The following is a 15,483-nucleotide window of genomic DNA, read 5'->3' as shown; positions in this document are numbered from 1 at the left end:
TAATAATCAATACTTGCAATATTTTTTTTTAAAGTTAAAATATGTGACCTTTGTCTTCCCAATAAAAACAAACAACCAAAGAATTAATCAGGGCATAAAAATGGATGAAAATTTAATGATGATATGGCAGAAGTGCCTTCAGTTTATGCGAGATAATTTAAACGCAGCTGAAGACAATTCTGATCTTAAAAAACTCGAAAAATCCTTCGACTTACTGTTTGATAAAGTACAGCCAATTTCATTGGTTGACAACAATCTTACGTTGATGGTTCCGAGTGATTTTTACAAAGAATATATTGAAGATAATTACTTATCGTTGCTTTCTGCTGCCCTGAAGAAAAACATCGGTAAAGGCGTTAAACTTTGGTATTCGGTAATGGAAAATAAGCCAAGCGGTTTAGAAAAACCCGTTACGATGAATATGAAAGGTAAAACCGTTCCTACACCAAAAATGCAGGAAACAATGCCTCAGGGTTTTTCATCTAATATTGTTAATCCTTTCGTTGTTCCGGGAATCAAAAAAGTAAATATTGATTCTAACCTGAAAGCTGATTTTTCTTTTGATAATTATGTGGAAGGTGAGAGCAACAAGTTTGCTTCTACGGTTGCTAGATCAATTGCAAAAAGACCTGGTTCTACGGCATTTAATCCACTATTTTTGTACGGAGGTTATGGTGTTGGTAAAACTCACCTTGGTCAGGCGGTTGGTTTAGAAGTGAAAAGCCAGTTTCCGGATAAAGTGGTTCTTTATCTTTCTTCAGAAAAATTTATCCAGCAGTTTATTTCAGCTGCGAAAGCACATAAACAGACAGAGTTTGCTAATTTTTACCAAATGGTAGATGTTCTGATTATCGATGATATTCAGTTCTTATCTGGTAAGTCTGCAACACAGGACAGCTTCTTCCATATTTTTGATTATTTACATCAAAACGGAAAGCAGATTATCCTGACTTCAGATAAAGCTCCTGTTGATATTATGGATATTCAGGACAGAATTGTTTCTCGTTTCAAATGGGGACTTTCTGCAGAAATCAAATCTCCGGATTTAGATACAAGAAGAAAAATTATCGTTGATAAACTAAGCAGAGACGGAATTGTTTTAACAGAAGATATGTTAGACTTCCTTGCTGCAGAAGCAAAAACTAACGTAAGAGAACTGATTGGGGTTATCAATTCAGTAATTGCCTATTCTACTATTTATAAATCTGAGCTAAGTCTTGAATTATTAAAGGAAACCATCAATAAGATTGCTGCCAATCAGAAAAAGGTCATCAATATTCCTTACATTCAGGAAGTTGTATGCGAATATTTCGGAATCAAAAGAGAGCAGCTTTTATCTAAAACAAGAAAAAGAGAAATCGCTTTACCAAGGCAGTTGGCGATGTATTTTGCTAAAGAATTTACCAATGCAACATTTACAAAAATTGGTGAAGAAATGGGAGGGAAAGACCATTCGACCGTAATGTACGCTTGCGATACGATAAAAGATGTTTCTAAAATCGATAAGGAAATTAAAAAATACGTAAAAGAATTGACAGAGAAAATCAAGCATTAATCTGTAATTTAAATAATAGGAAAGTGGAGAATAAATTTTGTTCTCCATTTTTTATTTAATTTTGTCAATAGAAAATATATAATTCTAAATTTTGTTCAATGAAAATACTAATGGTTTGTTTAGGAAATATCTGCAGAAGTCCGCTTGCTGAGGGAATTTTACGATCTAAACTTCGTGATAGTTTTTTTGTCGATTCTGCAGGAACAATTTCGATGCATGAAGGAGAAACACCTGACAAAAGAGCCGTGAAAACCGCGGCCAATCATGGCATTGATATTTCAAAACAAAAATCTAGGCCACTTCTTATATCAGATTTAGACAAATTTGATAAGATTTACTGTATGGATTTGAAAAATCTTGAAGATGTGATTTCAATGACTAAAAATGAAGAACAACGTCAGAAAGTTCATCTGTTTTTAGATGAAGCAGGTAACCATCAAAACTCAGAAGTTCCTGATCCGTATTGGGGTGACATGAATGATTTTGAAAATGTTTTCCAGTTATTGGATGATGCCTGCAATAAAATTTCACATCAATTACAACAACAGGTTATTACTAATAAAGTATAGAATAAACATCTTCTTTTAATTAAATTTCAACTTATAATTTACAACAATGCTTTTCTTAATTCCGGCTTATCTTTCAGAAAATACCCCAATCACTCATTTTTCTCCAGTGATCAAAGACTATATTATGCAGACCGACTTTTTCTTTGTTGAAAATGAAAAAACTGCAAGAAAAGTGATTAAGTTTTTTGCTCCTGAAAAAAAGCAGGCAGATTTGAGATTATTTCTTTTAGATAAATACACTGAGAATGCTGACATTAAAGAAGCTCAGGACAGAATGCTGAACGGTCAGGATTTCGGATTATTATCAGAAGCCGGACTTCCGTGCATCGCAGATCCGGGAAATCTTATTGTGAAATGGTGTCATGAGAAAAAAATCAGAGTGATTCCTATTTCTGGACCTTCATCGATTATTTTAGCATTAATTTCAAGTGGATTTAATGGCCAGGAATTTACCTTTAACGGTTATCTTCCGATAGAAAAAGGCGAAAAGAAAAAGAGAATCCAATATCTGGAAAGTGAACTTCAGAAAACGGGTTACACCCAGATTTTCATGGAAACACCTTATAGAAATAATGCGCTCTTCGATGATTTGTGTAAATTTCTCTCGCCGAATACGAAACTTTGTATTGCTGCAAACATTAATGATCCGGAGCATGAATTCATAAAAACTTTAAGCATTAAAGATTGGCAAAAACAAAAACCTGAATTACATAAAATTCCTGCGGTGTTTGTTATAGGAAAATAATTTTCGTTTGATAATCTCTCGCAGATTAAGCAAATTGAGCAGATTTATTTTTAAACATAATGTCATTCGTGAAATTCATTTGTGAAATTTGTGTTTAAGAAATTCTTTATTTATTATTTAACAGCCGTTAACAACTCTTTAGCATCATTCTTGTCTATACATACTTATAACATTAAAAAAATATAATATGTCTGACAAAAAATTAGCAGGTCTTTGGATCGATACCCAAAAAGCTGTAGTTGTAAAAAATCATGATGCACAAAATGCTTTCAAATTTTTCTTATGCAGTCCCGTAAAAGCAATTATTCAGCATGGGAACTCCAGTGAAAATGCAGGAAATAATGCCGAACAAACAAATAGAGTAAAATTCTTTAAAGAGGTTGAGCATCTTCTGACAAATTCTGAAGAAGTTTTAATTACTGGTCCTGGGACTATTCAGGAAGAATTAAAAAAGTATCTGCATGACACCGCTCAGTTTAAAGATTTAAAAATTACTTTAGAAACTTCGCAACAAATGTCTGATGAGCAGGTTTTAGAAACTGTAAAATCGCATTTTAATGCTTAGATAAATTGTTTATTGCAATGAAACATCCGAATATCAAAAGTATTCGGATGTTTTTTGTTTTATGATTTTATTTTTTAACTCTGTTTTTCCTCCATTTTTTCCAAACGAAAACGACTATTGGAATCAGTAGCAAGAAAGGCCAGAAAGAAATAATTCCTAAAAAGAATGCTATGAAACTATTCCAGCCTTCTGTAATAGAATCTCCAAAACGGCTTCCAAAACCTATTTTTGAGGTTGCTGAACTTCTCACTTTCTCTTTATATAGCATTAATTCCAAAGTACTGTAGTTGACTCTGTCGTCTATAAAACGAAGTCTTCCCTCCGAAACGTCAATCTCATCTTCCAATGACCGAATATTTTCTTGAATTTCCAACATGTCTTTTGTGGTTTTTGCACTTCGCAACATGTCACGATATTTTTCTAGATAAATTTTCTTATTCTCTAATTTGATAGAAACATCTGTATATTCTTCTGTCACGTCATCGGACGAAATATTTTTAGATAAAACAGAACCAACACCATTGGAAAAGGAATTAATAAGTGGATCAAAATTTTGATGGGGAACTCTTATGGTTACATTTAAATTTTCGGCAGTATCATTATTATTAAAACGTTCAGATTGAATGTATGCATTATTTTTCTTTAGAATTTCACTGATTTGATTTTGTGCTTTCTTAATCTCACCAACCTGAATTTCTATCTCCCCATTTTTAATAATTTTTTTAGAAACAATATTGGTTTTTGGATTAGAAGAATTTGGTTCACTGTTTTGTACTTGTTTGTCCGAAGTGGTAGTTGATGGAGAAGGAGAATAGGAAGCAGCCGCTGAATCAACGACAACATCTTCCATCACTGCCATTGCACTTACTGATTCATTCGCAACAGCTTCTGATTTGTTACAATTAAAAAGGATCAAACAAAATAATGGTAAAATTATCTTTTTCATAAATGAATTTTTCAATGTGGTATCAAAAAACATGCTTAAGGTTTTATTTGTTGTAAATATCTCAAATATTTTAATTTGAATTAATTAATAATTCGCTGTAAGACTGTTATAGTTAAATTTTAATTAATATTTTTATAAAATGAAAACAAGTCTTTTAGTATTTATCTTCTCTCCATTTTTAATTTTTGCTCAGGAATCTCCGAAATTAACGGATGAAATGGCTATAAAGCTCTCTGAAAAGCCACTGCACTGTATCAATCAGGAATATCCCAATAAAACAGCACACATTATCAATAATGCAAATGAAGTTCCTTTAACACCGAAAGATCTGCACCCAAGTTTCTACGGCTGTTTTGATTGGCATTCGTCTGTTCATGGACATTGGATGTTAGTGCGGATGCTGAAAACAAAACCTAATTTATCAGTTGCTAAAGACATCGAAAATATTTTAGATAATTCATTTAAAAAAGAAAATCTTCAGGTTGAGGCTGATTATTTTACAAAATATCAATTGACTACAACTTTCGAGCGAACGTATGGTTGGGCTTGGCTTCTCAAATTAGACGAAGAACTCATGACATGGAATCATCCTAAAGCAAAGATCTGGCATGAGAATTTAAAACCATTGACCGATAAAATCCTTAATTCATGGAAAACCTATCTGCCTAAACAAACCTATCCCAATAGAACTGGAGTTCATCCAAACACTGCATTTGCAATGGTTTTTGCGTTGGATTGGGCAAGAGCTGCAAAGGATAAAGATTTTGAAAATCAACTAACTGAGAAAGCAAAATACTTTTATTTAAATAATACAAAAACACCTGCTTATCTCGAGCCAGATGGTTCAGATTTCTTCTCGCCAAGCCTTGAAATTGCCGATTTGATGCGAAGAATTCTTCCACAAAAAGAATTTGTAAAATGGCTTGATCAATTCTATGAAAAAAGAAGCATAGAAAATATTGAAAAAATTCCTGTGGTCAGTGATTTGAGCGATTATCAAACAGTACATTTGGTTGGATTGTCCTTCACAAAAGCCTGGTGTATGAAAGGAATTGCAAAGTCTCTTCCCGATAATCATCCATTGAAAAAAGAATTTCAGAAAACAGCTACGATCTTTTTGAACAACGGTCTACCACTATTATTCCAAGGAAATTACGGAGGAGATCATTGGTTGGCAAGTTTTGCGGTGTATGCTTTAGAGGATTAATATTTAACTGAAATTTTAATAAACTTAATTCTAAATAATTGTCTTTCTTAGTTAAGTGAAACGCCTTTGTCTAACCTTGCGTTTAAAAAAAATAAAATTTAAAAATCAATATCTAATCCCCAATTTCTTCAAAATAAAACTCAACAACCAAATCGGCCCAATTAAAAGAAACTGCAGATCTTTCAGAAAAGAAGGTTTCTTACCCTCAATCTTATGTCCAACAAACTGTAAAATCCAGGTAATCACAAAAACTGCCAAATAAACCATCCACGATTTATTTCCAAAATGAATATTTACAGCATACGCTAGATGCTCCATCAAAAGCATAGCGAAAATCATAATGAAACCTATTAATAAAGAAAGTCTTAGATAAAATAAGGTCACCAAAATCACAGCAATCAAACTCACCAAACTGATACATCCAAAGTAAGGCGCACAAAAATGTGGGGAAGGAATCAAAGAAATAAATCCTAAAATCGTCCAGAAGATCAGCGGAACACAGATCCAGTGAATCAGCTTGTTGGTGGAGTTTCTGTGGCTTTCAGCGTATTCTGCGAAAAGTAAATCAATCTTTCTCATAGTTTGAATTTGGGTGTACTAAAATAATAAATTTTTGCAATCGAAAAAGAGATTGATTACATTTGCCTTATGTCTGCTTTAGAAACATTCGGGGTTGAGATTTTTACGCAACATAATATCTTTGAAAGAATCTCTGCCGACAAACCTTTCCGTCCCGATAATCCTGCTTTTATCTTTATCAAAAGTGGTTCTATCAAACTGCGACAGCATTTCAGCGACCTAGAATTGTCTGCCAATATGTTTATGGTGACCGACCCGCAGACGGTTTACGAAATGATCTCGGTGAGTGACGATTTTCAGTCGAGGATGGTTTCTTACAAAAGAGATTTTATTTCAGCTTTATCTCTGAAATTTAATCGGTTGATTACGTATCGCTATTTCCGTCAGCAGATGAATGTCGGCGTTCCTTTTCATCAGGATGATATGGATGTAGTTTGGAAAAGCGTTAATTTTTTAAAATATATTCTCGATTCTCAGACAGAAATGATTTACAAAAAGGAAATGGTGGAACATCTTTTCTCGGTTTTCTGTTACCAAATGGCTGGAATTATTTCAAGGGAGGACAATAATTCAATGAATCAAATGTCGAGACAAGAAGAAATTGTTTTCGTTTTTCTCAATGATTTGGCTTCTCATCATCATAATGATAGAACAGTAGAATTCTATGCCGAGAGACAGTCGATTACAACCAGACATCTTTCATCAGTGGTGAAGGCCATTACCGGAAAGTCGGCGAGTCAGATTATTGCTTTAATTGTAATGAATGAAGCGAAGGTCTTATTAAACTCTTCTAAAAAGCCTGTTTCAGAGATTTCTACAATCCTAGGTTTTAGCGACCAGTATTCATTTTCTCACTTTTTCAAGAAACATTTGGAGGTGAGTCCTTCTCAATACCGAAATCAATTCGAAGGTTAGAATCCTACATTTGAACATCTTTTTCCAAATCTCAAACATTTGTTTGAGATTGCAGTCGTCGTAACTTTGCTTCGTAAAACAAGGTAAAATGACAAAGAATATAAAAACAGCACTATCACTTGTAGTGGCTATCTTTCCTACGCTGTTTTTTTCACAAGAAATAAAACAGATGACAGCGAATGAAGTCGCCGAACTGGCACTTCAGAATCACTATCAGTTAAAAGTTTCTGCGCAGAATATCAATATTGCCAAACAGCAGACGGATATTACCAAACTTCAGAAGCTTCCTTCAATAACGGCTTCCACTACTCAATTTTATTTGGGAAATGTGGTTGCGATCGATAAAGATTTCTCAAATTCTACAACCATTCAGATGCCTCATTACGGAAGTACGTATGGCGTGCAGGCTACTCAACTTATTTTTAAAGGTGGATTGGTTAATAAATCTATCGAATTGGCGGGCCTTCGTGAACAGCTTTCTGAACTGGATTTAGAAAAGAATAATCAGGACGTTAAATTTTTAGTGATCTCAAATTATTTAGATATTTATAAAATCATTAATCAACAATCGGTTTTTGAAAACAACAAAAAACTGGCTCAGCAACGATTGAAGAACATCAACGATTTTTACAAACAGGGAATGCTGACGAGAAATGAAGTCATCCGTGCTGAATTGGCGATTAAAAATTTAGATCAGGGAATTCTTACGTTATCCAACAACAGAAAAATCCTTAATTACAATTTAAATATCGCTTTGGGATTGCCTGCGGATACAGAAATTATTCCTGTTGAAAATTTAGGCAATAAAGAATCAGGAATCGGAATGGATTATTATTTAAATCTTGCTCACGATACCAATCCGCAACTAAAATCTGCACAAACCAACATTGGTGTGGCCGACAAAAATATTGAAATCATTAAAACCGACAGAATGCCGACGCTTTCAGGTTTTGGAGGCTACAGTTTGCAAAGACCGATTACCAATAGAAATCCTGTTTTGGATATGTACGCAAGCGGTTGGCAAGGCGGAATTTCTTTAAGTTATAATATTGATAATTTATATAAAACCAAAGAGAAAGTGAAGCTTGGAGAATTGCAGAAAACACAGGCAAATGATGCGCTGACTTTAACGCAACAGAATATTGATATGAATGTCAATGCTTCATATGTAAAATATCAGGAAGCAATTCAGCAAGCAGATATTTTAAACGATTCAAAAAGACTGGCCGAAGAAAACTATAAAATCACCGAAGCAAAATACCTCAATCAATTGGCGGTGCAGGCAGAAATGATTGATGCGCAAAACCAAAAACTTCAATCTGAACTGGACTTTGCCAATGCGGAAATCAATGTGCTGTATCAATATTACAATTTATTGAAATCTACTGGGACGCTTTAATTATTTAAAACTGAAAATCAAAAACAATGGAAAACAAGGAACAAAATACTCAAGATACACAACTACAACCAGCAGCAAAACCTGTGGTTTCAAACGCTGATGCTAAGAAAAAACAAAACAGAAAGAATAAAATCAGAGCCATCATTTCAAACGTTATCGTTTTTGCATTGATAGGTTTCGGATTGTTCTGGCTGATTCGTCAGTATTTTCACATCGGTGACAAAACCTATACAGAAGCGGCTCAGGTGGAGGAATTCATCAATCCAATCAACACAAGAGTTTCAGCTTACATTAAAGAAATAAAATTCATCGAACATCAGCAGGTGAAAAAAGGTGATACGTTAGCCATTTTGGACGACCGTGAAATCATTACCCAATTAGGACAAGCGGAAGCAGCGTATCAAAATGCATTGGCCCAGCGTTCTGCTACAGGTTCTTCAATTAATACCGTTTCCAACAATGTCAGCGTGATGGAATCCAACATAGCCGGAGCAAAAGCAAGATTGTGGAATGCCGAACAGAATTTAGGCAGATATAAAAACCTTTTAGCTGCAGAGGCAGTAACCAGACAACAATTTGACCAAGCCAAAACTGAATATGATGCGCAGAAAGCAGCCTACGAAACTTTGGTCAATCAAAAACAATCGGCCAACCTTTCTACAACGGAAGTGAAAAGTAAATTGGGAATCAATGACGCTGAAATCAAAAGAACAAAAGCGGCTTTGGATATGGCGAAAATCAATCTTTCATACACTGTCATCACTGCACCTTACGACGGTGTGATGGGAAGAAGAACGATTTCTGAAGGACAGTTAATTCAACCTGGACAACAAGTTGCCACTATCGTTTTAAACAATCAAAAATGGGTCACAGCCAACTTCTTGGAAAGTCAAATGCCGAATATTAAAATTGGTGAAAAGTTAATGATGACAGCAGATGCTTTAGGTGGAAAACAGTTTGAAGGCGTAGTCACCGCAGTTTCAGCAGCAACAGGTTCAAGATATTCCAGTGTTCCAACGGACAATTCAACAGGTAACTTCATCAAAGTACAACAGAGAATTCCCGTAAGAATCGAGTTTACAGACGCCAACAAAAAAGAAGATGTCGCAAAACTGAGTGCGGGGATGAATATGAATGTTTCAATTAAAGACTAAACGATTTCAGATTTCAGACTTGAAGTAAGAAAATGAAGAACGCTGGAAATCTGATGTCTAATATCTGAAATCTAATATCTATAAAAAAATGTATAATAAAGGTCTTTTCAGCGATTGGGTTCCAAAACCCGTGCAACTCCTGATGATGGTTTTACTGCTTACTGTGGTAATGCCGTTGGGTGGCGTTTACACCGGAAATATCAGTTTTATGGTCGGCGGAACCGGCGTGATGCAGGAATATTTTCTGTGGGCAAACTATGCTACTACCATTGGGATGGGAGCGTGTATGCCTGTAGTTTTAAGAATGAAAATGCGATTCAAAGTGCGTGATAAAGTTGTGATTTTATTGGTGCTTCTCGGTGCATTAAGTTATATCAACGCAACCACTTTTGAACCAATGATTATTGTGATAACCTCTTTGGTAATCGGATTTTTAAAAATGATGATTACCATCGAATTATTTTTACCGTTGATGGTAATGCTTGGTGGACGAGGTATTTTTTACGGAGTTTTCTACACATTTGTTTTGATATTAAATCAGGTCTCTGCTTATTATGCAGTGGAAGTTTCAGTGCTGTACAACTTTCAGCAGTTCTTTGTTTTAGCAGCAGTTTTATGTTTCGTCTTGGCAATTTTATGTTGGGTTTTAATGCATGATCAATATTTTGCTTTAAAAGTTCCGTTGCATTACATCGACTGGCTGAGCATCATCCTGTTTGTATCGACCTTTATGTTTTCGGCGTATGTTTTTTCATTTGGAAAACAGCAGGATTGGCTTCAATCAAAAAATATCATCAACGCCAGCATCGCAGCATTTGTGAGTTTTGCTTTATTGGCAATCCGTCAGACGACGTTGAAAAGACCTTACATTTCTTTTCATATTTTCACAAAAAGCAATGTGCTGAACGGACTGTTTATGCTTTTGTGGCTGGGAATGTTTTTAGGAACAACATCCATTCAAAATATCTATTCAGTCGGAGTTTTAGGTTATGACCAATTGACCAATGCCAAACTGAATGTAATGATGACGCCCGGAATATTCTTAGCCGGAGTCATCGCTGTATTTTGGTTTAAAAAAGAACGACCGCTCAAAATGTTCATTTTTTCAGGCTTCGCTTCAATGACTGCTTATGCCATCATTATGTACTTTTCGATGGTGCTGGAATTCAATTACGAAAACTGGTACTTACCGATGTTTCTGAAAGGCTACGGAATGTGTTCACTCTTCATTTCGGTTTGGTATTACACCTTAGATAAATTGGAACTCAACGAAATGCTGGCGGCCATCGGACTGGTTTTGGTATGGCGAACCTTCCTTGCGGTAGGATTTTTCTCAGCTTTGTTCTCGTGGTTTCAGTATCAGTTTCAAATCGTCAGTTTAGGAGATTTAGCCATTTATATGGACGGAATGACCATCACGCCACAAACCGTTGCTGCCAATATGAAAACCATTCAGCTCAACGCCATCATTTCTGCCAATAAAAAGATATTCGGCTACATCATCGTTGCTGGGTTTGGAGTGATGCTCTATGTGATTACCCATCATTTTGGAAAACGCACAGAATATTTAAAAGTCATAAGAATCCTCAACGGAAAATCGGTCATTGCGAGACGAAGAGCCCGTGAAAGAAAAAAATTAGAAGAAGACATCAAAGGCGCAGCCGGTCCTGCCTTATAAAAGAAACCTTGTTTTTACCCGTAAAGTCTCGTTTTGTCTCAAAACGGGGCTTTACTTTTTATTTGATATTAGAATCTAGACACCAGATATCGTGTAGGTTTTCAAGATCTAATTGTTTTTTTTGTTGTACTATCTGTCATTCGTCAGTTCGAGTAGCTTTTTTTTTAAAAAAAGCGTATCGAGAACCCATGAACTACATGCTGCCCTTTAACCACAGACTTCTCGATACGATTTTTTTCAAAAATCTACTCGAAGTGACGGCGTGTTGTTATTGCGAGGAACAGATTACCTCGATTCTTCAGGAAAGCAATCTCATCGCACATTACTTATTACCAGTTACTCATTACTCATTTTTTGGAGCTCAATCCCGCTATCCACCTTTTCACGTCAGTTCGAGTGTTTTTCGAAGCAAAGCGTAGAAAAATGTATCGAGAACTTATGAACCATAGATAGATTGTGAATCAAAAACTTCTCGATACGATTTTTTTTCCAAAAATCTACTCGAAGTGACGCTGTGTTTATTATTGTGGGGAACTGCCTTTCTCGATCCTTCGGGAAAGCAATTTTATTGTGATGAGGCATTCATTGTAGTAGAATTTTAACTTTACATCTAAAAACCCTCATATCAATTAGTTTTTAATTTACAGATATTATGTTAAATTAAATAGTCTTTTATTTGATATTTATGAAAAATTTATTTTTGTTTTAATTTTTTATAATAAAATTTATTATTTTTAAGCATTAATTTACAAGAAACCAATTCGTCATTTTAGAAGATGATTTTAGAATAGGTCGGAGAACTGTTTATCAGGTTGAAAAATTGAACAAAAACACAGACGAACCATTAAAAAATTATACACAAATGGCAATTACCAATTTAAACAATGTGCATCTTTCTGCAACAGAAATGAATGCCGTAAAAGATGCTTTAACAGCTCTTGAAAACGCACTCACAAAAATCAATGTGACTTTGACTTCTGAAGACCGCCAGCGATATGGAAGCATCAACGAAGACAACAAGCTTTTGGTAAACAAAGTCAATGATTACCGTCAGAATCAACCAAATCTGAGTACTACCCAAGTCGATTGGGAAGAGTTCGAGAAGGACTTTACAAGCCGTCTGAACATGGAGAACATCACTTCACGTTTAGAGATTCTCGGCAATAAAATTCAAAATGCAAAGATCCTGCATGATTACGACAATTATCAGGCATCTCTCGTAGATTATGGCTTCACCAATTTTATGGCAGGAACAGGAGCGGAAGGTTTTGAAACCAAGATGAATGACCTGAAACAGTTTTTCGTAAAAACATATTCAAAAGACAAACCAGCTAAACCGGAGTAGTCATTTACCTTTCGAAACTAATATTTAACCCATCCGTTACGGTCATAGAACCGTAACGGATTTTATTTTAACCGTCTCGTCACGGTCGTTGACCTCGCTACCACGGTCTACAAACGTAAAATCGGGGTCTGCTAACCCCGCCGGATGAGTTCATGACCGTTTCTGATGAGTAAAAGACCGGGACGGAGGTGCTTGGAACCGTAAAATGATGAGTAAACAAAAAAAAGAGAAAAAGATTACTTAAACCTTATTTGTAAGTTCAGTTTAAAGAAAAGCTCACCGTTTTCTTCATAAATTTCTCCAAATCCGTGGCGTGTGCTGCTTGCTGTTTCAAGTTTAGTATTAGATAACAAATAATCTTCAAATTCATTTTTGTTATAAATGTGATAGCATAAAATTTCTCCATCTACTTTTACAATTAGATAACCGCCAGTTGCATCATATTGACCAGTCCAAACTTTTGAAGGCATCATTCCGACTGCAATATCAGTCAGAAATTTCTTAATCTTATAACTATAGTAAAGGTGTTTATTTGATATGTCAAATTTTAATGGATTTTCCTCTTCTATGAGTTGCACTAAATCTTCTGTGTAAGAATAATTTGATGTATAAAACTTTATAACAACATTAGAAAGGATATTAGGTAATAAGCTATCAATTAAAATTAAATTGTTTCCGAAGATTGTACGTTGAGTTCTGACAAATTCTAATTTCCCCCCCCCCTTACTGTTTATTTCGGTAATTCGGTCACGAATTTTACTTTTTGACGATATGCTGTTGATCTCAGCAATTTCCTGTTGACTAAGATTAGCATCAACAATTTTAAAAATAAAATTTGTAGTTTCTCCAGCATTTAAAAGGGTAGAAGGGTTTCCTAATTGTGATTTTATGCTAAATCCTAAAGAGGGTTGAAGACCTGTTCTTTGGTCATGAATAACAATAGTAATGTCGGTTTTTGCAGAGGAGCTTGCCTTAAGAGAGAGACATTTTATACTTACAATAAACTCTTCAATTTCAGGAATCGAAAAAGTTCCGCTGCTACTTCTAATTATATTTAGTAAATATTCTGCCTTTTCTTTGAATGTAGAAATGGGAATACGAAATACTTCTTCATTACCTGAAATTACAATGAGATCATCCTCTATTGAATACTCGAAATTTCCATTAACTTCAGTTCGCAGTATTTTTAGAATAGGATACATCAGATTTTGGATCTTTTTAATTTCATTATTTCCAGGATGTAATTCTTTATCAACTAAAAGCTTAAATAGAGAAAAGATTTCTACATTTTGCTTTACTTTATAAATAGATTTGTATAATGCCAATCTAAAAACTCTTTAGAAGGTAAAAATCTATCTGGAAGATTTATTGGTTGGTTATCATGTTTTAGAAAGAAGCTTGCTACAGCTTGATCATTATTAAAATCATCGAAATACTTTGAAACTTTTATGTTGTAATCGGGCGTAATTGTTATAAACCCTTTATCAAATGCCTTATCATGAATTGAATTTAAACACAAACCATTGTGTGGATTTAATCTATTGATTTCGTCTACCTTCCAAGGTTTAATATGGCTTGCAACTAAAAATTCAGAAATAGATAATCCAGTTATGCAACATTTTAAATTATAAGAAGAAAGTATTGTGGAGCGGAAAAAACTCTGATTGACTCTTTGTTTAATTAAAGTTTCTCTTTCAATTCCAAGTGGGAATTCAAAAATGTTCATTTCAATAGTCTCTTCTATTTTTTTGTTTTGAAATTCAGCAATCAACAATTCACTTTCATATGCTAACTTTTCCCAATTGCCATTAAACTCATTCCAAACAATTTCATCAAGTTTACTACCATTTCCCAAACCAACAATTCCTTGTTTTCTTAATTCAGGATCTAATCTTCCAAAGTTTCCAACTTTCATATTAAGAGCAGATGGACTCCTGCCGATAATGTTAGCATATTTTATAATTGCCGGATTCGTTTTGCTACTGCTTTTAAAAGGAATTTTACAATAAACATTAAAAGCAACAATTGTTTCTTCTTTTGTCCAATTATTACTTTTTGTCATTTTCTATAATTTGAATTTTATTTGTTTGAATAAGATTGTAAAAGTTTTGGTATGCTTCATTAATAAGTTCATTCTCAACTAACTTTATTTCATTTTTGATCTCACTTTCTGTTTTATTACCAATGAAGTTAATGAATTTATTTTTATCTGTCTCCTCGAAAAAATCATTATCAAGAAGCTTGTACAAGTCATCAAGATAAGTAACCTTTTCATCAGATTGATAATGTTTTAAAAATTGAACTAAAAAATTCTCTAAATCTCCTTTAGGATTTGGTAGTTCAATTACATCAGTATTTCTTAGAAAATCGCCAGGATGCTCATTAAATTTAAAATAGATTTTAGTCATGTTGAAGAATTTGAGTGAAGCAATTTAGCAAATCTTTCTCGATTTCTTTCCCCCAAAATCTCAAAATTGTCCATCCTTGTTTTGTGAGTTCTTCATTTACTTCTTTGTCACGTTCAATATTTCTTTCTATCTTTTTACTCCAGAATTCGATATTGGTTTTATGATCTTTCTTTCGTACATCCCAGTCTTTTCCGTACCAAAATTCTCCATCTACAAATATCGCAAGTTTTATTTTTTTGAAAGTTAGATCAGGTTTTCCGAAAACTGTTTTATTGTTTTTCCTGTAACGATGACCTCTCGAAAAAAGCATTTTAGTCAACAAAAGCTCAGGCTTAGTACCCGAGGATTTGTTGGCTTGCATATTTTTTATTCTTTGCTCTTTGGTCAACTTGTCCACATGCAAAATTTTATAGTAAGA

Annotated in this window: 16 protein-coding genes; 10 read left to right on the top strand and 6 right to left on the bottom strand. The window is 34.3% G+C overall.

Features of this window, described 5'->3' with window-relative positions; genetic code table 11:
• Nucleotides 1–100 precede the first annotated feature (100 nt).
• The 4 genes from dnaA (at nucleotide 101) to MQX03_RS05610 (ending at nucleotide 3,434) form a co-directional block, all read left to right on the top strand.
• A complete protein-coding gene (gene dnaA, locus MQX03_RS05625) occupies nucleotides 101–1,555 on the top strand; it encodes a chromosomal replication initiator protein DnaA (RefSeq protein WP_129534097.1) in 1,455 nt (484 codons plus the stop codon).
• Between the two features lie 98 nt (nucleotides 1,556–1,653).
• The gene (locus MQX03_RS05620; RefSeq protein WP_242802022.1) at nucleotides 1,654–2,124 is read left to right on the top strand and encodes a low molecular weight protein-tyrosine-phosphatase; all 471 of its coding nucleotides are present in this window, start codon (nucleotides 1,654–1,656) and stop codon (nucleotides 2,122–2,124) included.
• 46 nt (nucleotides 2,125–2,170) lie between these two features.
• Entirely contained in the window at nucleotides 2,171–2,869 is a 699-nt protein-coding gene (locus MQX03_RS05615; protein ID WP_242802021.1) for an SAM-dependent methyltransferase, read from the top strand.
• A 187-nt stretch (nucleotides 2,870–3,056) separates the two neighbouring features.
• Nucleotides 3,057–3,434 carry a hypothetical protein gene (locus tag MQX03_RS05610; RefSeq protein ID WP_242802020.1) on the top strand — a complete coding sequence of 126 codons (378 nt, stop codon included), beginning with the start codon at nucleotides 3,057–3,059 and terminating at the stop codon, nucleotides 3,432–3,434.
• 67 nt (nucleotides 3,435–3,501) lie between these two features.
• On the opposite strand, the gene MQX03_RS05605 is transcribed toward MQX03_RS05610, so the two are convergent.
• Nucleotides 3,502–4,380 carry a DUF4349 domain-containing protein gene (locus tag MQX03_RS05605; protein ID WP_242802019.1) on the bottom strand — a complete coding sequence of 293 codons (879 nt, stop codon included), beginning with the start codon at nucleotides 4,378–4,380 and terminating at the stop codon, nucleotides 3,502–3,504.
• Nucleotides 4,381–4,519: 139 nt separating this feature from the next.
• On the opposite strand from MQX03_RS05605, the gene MQX03_RS05600 reads away from it, so the two are divergent.
• Nucleotides 4,520–5,587, top strand: a complete 1,068-nt coding sequence (locus MQX03_RS05600) for a DUF2891 domain-containing protein (RefSeq protein ID WP_242802018.1) — start codon at nucleotides 4,520–4,522, stop codon at nucleotides 5,585–5,587.
• Nucleotides 5,588–5,692: 105 nt separating this feature from the next.
• Here MQX03_RS05600 and MQX03_RS05595 read toward each other — a convergent pair whose 3' ends face one another.
• Nucleotides 5,693–6,166 carry an Mpo1 family 2-hydroxy fatty acid dioxygenase gene (locus MQX03_RS05595; protein ID WP_242802017.1) on the bottom strand — a complete coding sequence of 158 codons (474 nt, stop codon included), beginning with the start codon at nucleotides 6,164–6,166 and terminating at the stop codon, nucleotides 5,693–5,695.
• A gap of 69 nt (nucleotides 6,167–6,235) precedes the next feature.
• Here MQX03_RS05595 and MQX03_RS05590 point away from each other — a divergent pair, with 69 nt between their 5' ends.
• From MQX03_RS05590 to MQX03_RS05570, 5 genes are all read left to right on the top strand, one after another.
• Complete coding sequence (locus tag MQX03_RS05590; RefSeq protein ID WP_242802016.1) at nucleotides 6,236–7,081, top strand: helix-turn-helix domain-containing protein; 846 nt, start codon at nucleotides 6,236–6,238, stop codon at nucleotides 7,079–7,081.
• 88 nt (nucleotides 7,082–7,169) lie between these two features.
• The gene (locus MQX03_RS05585) at nucleotides 7,170–8,480 is read left to right on the top strand and encodes a TolC family protein (protein WP_242802015.1); all 1,311 of its coding nucleotides are present in this window, start codon (nucleotides 7,170–7,172) and stop codon (nucleotides 8,478–8,480) included.
• A gap of 26 nt (nucleotides 8,481–8,506) precedes the next feature.
• Entirely contained in the window at nucleotides 8,507–9,634 is a 1,128-nt protein-coding gene (locus MQX03_RS05580) for an HlyD family secretion protein (protein ID WP_242802014.1), read from the top strand.
• 88 nt (nucleotides 9,635–9,722) lie between these two features.
• Nucleotides 9,723–11,312: an MFS transporter gene (locus MQX03_RS05575; protein WP_242802013.1), complete on the top strand. Its 1,590-nt coding sequence runs from the start codon at nucleotides 9,723–9,725 to the stop codon at nucleotides 11,310–11,312.
• A gap of 862 nt (nucleotides 11,313–12,174) precedes the next feature.
• Nucleotides 12,175–12,657 (top strand): hypothetical protein, encoded by a 483-nt coding sequence (locus MQX03_RS05570; protein WP_242802120.1) that lies wholly within the window; start codon nucleotides 12,175–12,177, stop codon nucleotides 12,655–12,657.
• A 236-nt stretch (nucleotides 12,658–12,893) separates the two neighbouring features.
• On the opposite strand, the gene MQX03_RS05565 is transcribed toward MQX03_RS05570, so the two are convergent.
• The 4 genes from MQX03_RS05565 to MQX03_RS05550 are packed head-to-tail and all read right to left on the bottom strand — an operon-like array spanning nucleotide 12,894 to nucleotide 15,462.
• On the bottom strand, nucleotides 12,894–13,982 hold the full coding sequence (locus tag MQX03_RS05565; RefSeq protein WP_242802012.1) for an HpaII family restriction endonuclease: 1,089 nt from the start codon (nucleotides 13,980–13,982) through the stop codon (nucleotides 12,894–12,896).
• Nucleotides 13,952–14,719 carry an HNH endonuclease gene (locus MQX03_RS05560; protein WP_242802011.1) on the bottom strand — a complete coding sequence of 256 codons (768 nt, stop codon included), beginning with the start codon at nucleotides 14,717–14,719 and terminating at the stop codon, nucleotides 13,952–13,954. Before MQX03_RS05560 ends, MQX03_RS05565 begins: the two co-directional genes overlap by 31 nt.
• Complete coding sequence (locus MQX03_RS05555) at nucleotides 14,706–15,065, bottom strand: hypothetical protein (RefSeq protein ID WP_242802010.1); 360 nt, start codon at nucleotides 15,063–15,065, stop codon at nucleotides 14,706–14,708. The genes MQX03_RS05560 and MQX03_RS05555 overlap by 14 nt, the downstream gene beginning before the upstream one ends.
• Nucleotides 15,058–15,462, bottom strand: a complete 405-nt coding sequence (locus MQX03_RS05550) for a very short patch repair endonuclease (protein ID WP_242802009.1) — start codon at nucleotides 15,460–15,462, stop codon at nucleotides 15,058–15,060. Before MQX03_RS05550 ends, MQX03_RS05555 begins: the two co-directional genes overlap by 8 nt.
• Nucleotides 15,463–15,483: the final 21 nt, after the last annotated feature.

It is taken from the genome of Chryseobacterium aahli (assembly GCF_022699665.1).
Taxonomy (GTDB): Bacteria; Bacteroidota; Bacteroidia; order Flavobacteriales; family Weeksellaceae; genus Chryseobacterium; species Chryseobacterium aahli.
The sequence above is the reverse complement of the archived record's forward strand: the minus strand, read 5'-3'. Positions and strand labels throughout refer to the sequence as shown.